The 6000-nt window shown below is 27.8% G+C and carries 5 protein-coding genes and 1 other RNA gene; 5 read left to right on the plus strand and 1 reads right to left on the minus strand.

Features of this window, described 5'->3' with window-relative positions; genetic code table 11:
* Positions 1-50 precede the first annotated feature (50 nt).
* On the plus strand, positions 51-671 hold the full coding sequence (locus tag ABDZ60_RS09810) for a flavodoxin family protein (protein ID WP_047002260.1): 621 nt from the start codon (positions 51-53) through the stop codon (positions 669-671).
* Positions 672-810: 139 nt separating this feature from the next.
* Here the strand turns inward: ABDZ60_RS09810 and ssrS are convergent.
* Positions 811-1003, minus strand: a non-coding RNA gene (gene ssrS / locus ABDZ60_RS09815) — 6S RNA.
* 527 nt (positions 1004-1530) lie between these two features.
* Between ssrS and ABDZ60_RS09820 the strand changes: the two genes are divergently transcribed.
* From ABDZ60_RS09820 to ABDZ60_RS09835, 4 genes are all read left to right on the plus strand, one after another.
* Positions 1531-2589: an NERD domain-containing protein gene (locus ABDZ60_RS09820; RefSeq protein ID WP_343777838.1), complete on the plus strand. Its 1059-nt coding sequence runs from the start codon at positions 1531-1533 to the stop codon at positions 2587-2589.
* Positions 2590-2758: 169 nt separating this feature from the next.
* Positions 2759-4180: a Sau3AI family type II restriction endonuclease gene (locus ABDZ60_RS09825; RefSeq protein ID WP_016208229.1), complete on the plus strand. Its 1422-nt coding sequence runs from the start codon at positions 2759-2761 to the stop codon at positions 4178-4180.
* 287 nt (positions 4181-4467) lie between these two features.
* Positions 4468-5703, plus strand: coding sequence for a DNA (cytosine-5-)-methyltransferase (gene dcm, locus ABDZ60_RS09830; protein ID WP_343777841.1), 1236 nt, complete (start codon positions 4468-4470; stop codon positions 5701-5703).
* Positions 5704-5771: 68 nt separating this feature from the next.
* Positions 5772-5933 (plus strand): hypothetical protein, encoded by a 162-nt coding sequence (locus ABDZ60_RS09835; protein WP_343777843.1) that lies wholly within the window; start codon positions 5772-5774, stop codon positions 5931-5933.
* Positions 5934-6000: the final 67 nt, after the last annotated feature.

The raw sequence follows: 6000 nt of genomic DNA on the forward strand, positions 1-6000 counted from the left end.
ACATATATTAAGAGGTATATAAATTTTAAATTAAAAAGGGAGTAAGATATATGAAGGTATTATTAGTAAATGGAAGTTCACATTTAAATGGATGTACTTATACTGCGCTGTTAGAAGTAGCAAAGGAATTAGAAAAACAAAACATCGAAACAGAAATATTTCAGTTAGGAAATAAGCCTATAGCTGGATGTATTGGATGTGGTGCATGTCGTGATAGTAAAAGATGTTTTAGAAATGATATAGTTAATGAATTTTTGGACAAGGCTAAAGACGCAGATGGATTTATATATGGATCACCTGTACATTATGCTTCAGCTTCAGGAATGTTAACTTCATTTTTAGATAGAGTTTATTATAGTGATGGCAGTATATTTAAAAATAAGCCAGGTGCAGCTATAGTTAGTTGTCGTCGTGGTGGAGCAAGTTCAGCTTTCGATCAAATAAACAAATATTTTACAATTAGCTGTATGCCAATTGTATCTTCTCAATATTGGAACATGGTTCATGGAAATACAAGAGAAGAAGTTCTTCAAGATAAAGAAGGAATGCAAACAATGAGGACTCTTGGGAAAAATATGGCTTGGCTTCTTAGATGTATAGAAGCCGGTAAAAATGCAGGGATAGAATATCCAAAAAGAGAAGAAACAGTTAGAACTAACTTTATAAGATAAAGTTAAATATGTAAGTTTGCTTATGACCTCGCTTTGCTCCAAGTCAACGCAAACTTACATATTTTTACTTAAAACTGAAGGAAATTATAAAAAGACTATTACTTATTAAAAATAAGTAATAGTCTTAGCTTTCCCTAGAAAATTATCCAAAATACCGGTACTCCGATTTTGATCCCTATCTCTCGATAGGTGGGTGTCCTCACAGATATATCAATCTCCTTCAATGCCGTCTAAGGGCCTCACATGATGGTACATTTCCTTATCTAAATATTGAACTCCCGTAGCAAATGTGTAGGTTCAAAATAGGAGCTTAACGCATATTTCAGAACTTTTAAAGAGTTGTTTTCAAGTTGGCTCTTCTTTATGAAATTATAATAACACTTTTAATTTATATGTTCAATAGATTTTAACTAGGGAATTTAATTATAAAATTCCAAGATTTTAATAAAATATCATTATAAAGTATTCTAAATAGTAAGAGTATTATTAACACTTATTTTGAACAAGATATATAATGATACAATTATAAATTCTTATTTAGGAGGAATACATGCTATGGCAGAAAAAAAGATTGCTAACACTCAGCAGGAGGCAGAAAAGAAATTAAATAATTCAGGGAATAAACATAGTAAAAAGACTAAGAAGAAAGATTAAGTTTATACAGAAATTCAAAAGTGTCAGTACTTATTAAAATCAAGTGCTGGCTTTTTTCTTGATTTTCTATAACAAAAAAGTAAGTTTTGCAAAATTTGACATGAAAAAAACTTTGTAATAGAATTTTATTATATGGGGACATTTGTAAAAAATATAACTATATTACAAATGCAAAAAAATTACTTTACGCAGAGGAGAGGCATATATGGGATTATTTGATAGGTTAAGGGAACCTGTGTTTTTAAAGGAAAGTAGTAAAGCTATAGAGCAAATAGAAAAGTTAAAGGAATTAGAACCAAAATTAAATTCTGAAGGAAAAGAAAAAATTAAAAAAGAAATAAAATGTATTGAGTATGGAATCATAGGTGAAAAAAATATTGAATTTGAACTAAGAAATAGTCATATGCCAATGTATATAATACATGATTTGTATATAGAAAGTGATGACTTGAGTTCTCAAATAGATTATCTAGTGATTACAAAAAAGATTTGTTTTGTAATTGAGTGTAAAAATTTATTTGGAAATATAGAAATAAATAATCAAGGTGACTTTATTAGAAATATGGATTTCGGTAGTAAGGAAATTAAAGAAGGAATATACTCACCAATAACTCAGAATGAGAGACACTTAAAGTTAATGAAAAAAATAGCTATAGAAAATAAGTCAAATGTAATAATGAAATTTATTACAGACAAGCTATTTGAAAGTTCATATAAGACAGTAGTAGTTTTAGCTAATCCTAAAACTTTACTTAATTCAAGATTTGCAAAGAAAGAAATTAAAGATAAGGTTATTAGGGCAGATCAATTAGTTAGCTATATAAAAGATAATTACAATAAATCTAAAGAACTAGAAATGTCAGAGAAAGCATTATTTTCTTGGGCAGAATCCTTTCTTAAAATTCATAAAGAAAAAGATATATCTTACTTAGAAAAATATAATAAATATTTAGTTGAAGATGGCAAAACAGATTATATAAAAAGCAATATAAATATAGTTAAAGAAACTTATAATAAATACATAAGTAATAAAGTAAATATAGAAGATACAGAAATTTATAAGGAATTAAAATCTTTTCGGTTAAATAAAAGTAGGCAAGAAAATATAAAACCATATTTTATATACAATAATGAACAATTAAATGATTTAATTTCTAAAATGCCATTAAGTAATGAAGAATTAAAAAAGGTATCTGGATTTGGAGACGTGAAGATAAGTAAGTATGGGGAAGATATTATTAATATAATTAAAAAGTACCTATAAATAATTAATATATAGTACTAGATATTGATTTCTATAATTTTAGTAATAAAGGAGTCAATTAGAGTACATTCTTATTAATAGTTATAAGTTTTATACTGAAATTTTAAATTATATAGAATATTTAGTATAATAATCTATATAGAGATTATTATGTGGAGGATGAAAAATTATGAAATATAACTATGATAGAAATGATAAAGAATCAATAGAGGAATATGCAAGAAGGTTACTTAACAAAAGTTTGAGTAATATAAATACGAGTAGCAAAGAAAGTAAATTTAACAATGAAAAATCTAAGGGGAGATTAGGACAAGTTGTAGAAGAGGAGTATTTTGGATATAAAGTTAATAGCAGACAGGAAGCTGATTTCAAAGAAGTTGGAGTAGAATTAAAAGTATGTCCGTTAAAGAATATTACTAAGAAATCGAAATCAAATAGTATGAGAGAACAACTTGGATATTCAGCAAAAGAAAGAATAGTCCTTAGCATTATAGATTATTTTAAACTAAATGAAGAGTCTTGGGAAAATAACTCTATAATGCAAAAATGTAAAGAGCTTCTTTTAATGTTCTACATGAATGAGAAAGATATTCCAAAAGAAGAATTAATATTTAAAATTATAAGCTTATGGAGTCCATCTGAAAAAGATATAAAGATTATAGAGAAAGATTGGAATATAATATCGAATAAGGTTAAAGAGGGAAGAGCCCATGAGATTTCTGAAGGAGATACAATGTATCTAGGAGCGTGCACTAAAGGCAGCACAGCAGAAAAAAGTAAAAGAGCTCAGCCTAATTCAGAAATTATGGCCCAACAAAGGGCATTTTCTTATAAAAGACAATATGTTGATTATATAATAGATGAGTTACTTGAAAAAGAGCAGTATAAAAAAGTAAAAGCATCAAAGTCGTTATCAGATGATAATATTCTATTTGACGAAAAGATTTATAATATATTTAATGGAATTTTGAATAAAAGCGTATCTGAAATAATGAGTATTTACTCAATAAATAGAGAAAGAAAGGCTAAAAATTTTATTAGATTAGTGGTAGATGATGTATGTAAAGCGGTATTTGGAGACAAGCTTGAAAATTTTGAGGAATTTAAAAAGGCTTCAATTGAGCTTAAAACAATAGTACTTAAACCTAATGGAATGCCAAAGGAATCTATGTCCTTTGAACAAATTGATTATTGCGAAATAGTAAATGAAGAATGGGAAACATCAACTATAAAAGATAAATTCGAAAATAAAAAACATTTGTGGGTAATTTTTAAGAGTAAAATTAATTTTGAAAAACAATCAGAATTAAGTTTGGATGATATTATTTTGGATAAAGTAATGTTTTGGAACATGCCTATATCTGATTTAGAAGGAAGTATGTATAGGGTATGGCTTGATACGGTTGATAAAATTAAGAAGGTTAAATACGAATCTTTCATAAAAATAAGTGATAATGAAATAGCACATATAAGGCCGAAGGCTCGAAATAAGGAAGATTTGATTATTACCCCTCAAGGAAGTTATGAGAGAAGAAAATGTTTTTGGTTAAATGCTAAATATATTAAAGATCAGATAAATAAATTTTATTAACAATAGCAGTGAGGTAAGCAAAGTAGAATAAGTTATATAATAGATAACCTTTAATTTTCTAAGTTACTAAGGTTATCTATTTTTTTACTATAGTTAAGTAGTTTCTATATAATAATATTATTAAAAATAATACTTGAATAAGTATTAAAAATGTGCTAAAAATATAAGAAGAACGATCGTTTGGGTGTGTGCGATTTATTAGTATTAAAGTTTATTTAATATTAGTTTAGTAAAATTTTGTTTGAAATTATAGCATAATCCAATACATTAAATAGGAGGTTATCAATATGGAACATACAATTTGTGAATTATTTGCTGGGGTAGGTGGATTCAGAGTAGGGCTTGAAAAAAGTTCACTAGATTGGAAAACAGTGTGGGCAAACCAATGGGAACCTAGTAAAAAAGTTCAGCACGCTTTTGAATGTTATAAGAGTCATTTTGAAACCTCTGGTGGGATAGATAAATATAGTAATATAGATATAGCTCAAGTTCCTGTAGAACATATTCCAAATCATACATTGTTAGTTGGTGGATTTCCATGCCAAGATTATTCGGTTGCTAGTACTGGTGCTCGTGGGATACAAGGAAAAAAAGGAGTACTTTGGTGGGAGATTGAAAGAATTTTGGACGCAAAGAGACCACCATTTGTGATTTTAGAAAATGTTGATAGATTATTAAAATCGCCATCTAGTCAACGTGGGAGAGATTTTGGAATTATAATAAGTTGTTTTGCTAAATTAGGATATTCAGTTGAATGGAGAGTAATAAATGCAGCTGAATATGGGTTCCAACAAAGAAGAAGACGTATATTTATTTTTGCAGTACATAATACAACTAAGTACTTCAAAGAGTTGCAGAATCAAAGCCCATATGAAGAACTTCAATCTTATGGATTCTTTAGTTCTACATTTAACGTAGAAAAATTTCCTGAAGATGCTATTAGTAGTATAGATATAAAAGAAAAGTATAGTTTAGATATACTCGAAATTTCTAATAATTTTGCATTTGGATTTAAGAATTCTGGTATATATAGAAATGGAGTAATATATACAGTAGAAACCACTCCAAACAATTTATTGGTAAATAAGCCAATAACGTTAGAAGATATTCTAGAGAAAACTGTGGATGAAAAATATATATTATCTGAAGATGATTTGGAAAAATGGACTTATATGAAAGGACCAAAGGCTATTGAGAGAACTTCTAAAGATGGTCATAAATATGTATTTAGAGAAGGTGGAATAGCTTTTCCGGATCCTATAGATAAACCTGCACGTACGATGTTGACAAGTGAAGGTAGTAAAAATAGAAGTACCCATGTTGTTAGAGACATTGAAACTGGAAAACTAAGGCTATTAACTCCTATTGAATGTGAGAGAATAAACGGATTTCCAGATAATTGGACTAATACAGGAATGACTAATTCATTTAGATATTTCTGTATGGGGAATGCGCTAGTTGTAAATTTAGTAGAACACATGGGAAAGAAATTACATAGTATCATAGAAAAGGAAGATAAATAATATTACTTAAGTTTAGATTTCTTCTTTTATAAAATTAAATTTGATATTTTAATGTAAGGAGAACATAAATGTATAATTATATATTTTTAACAGCTGAGGGATGTACTTATCAAGCTAAGTCAAACTCTGATATACCTGATATAGAGAATTTACAAGTTATAGGTATTTCAAAAGGGGAAAATTCACAAGAAGCGTTTTACAATTTGATGAATGAGCAAGAATATTTGTAAATGTTAATATGAAAGTGCATAAAAGTTCCAACATCAAAATGTAGGAATTTATGCACTTTTTATGTTA

It is taken from the genome of Clostridium sartagoforme, assembly GCF_039521405.1.
Taxonomy (GTDB): domain Bacteria; phylum Bacillota; class Clostridia; order Clostridiales; family Clostridiaceae; genus Clostridium; species Clostridium sartagoforme.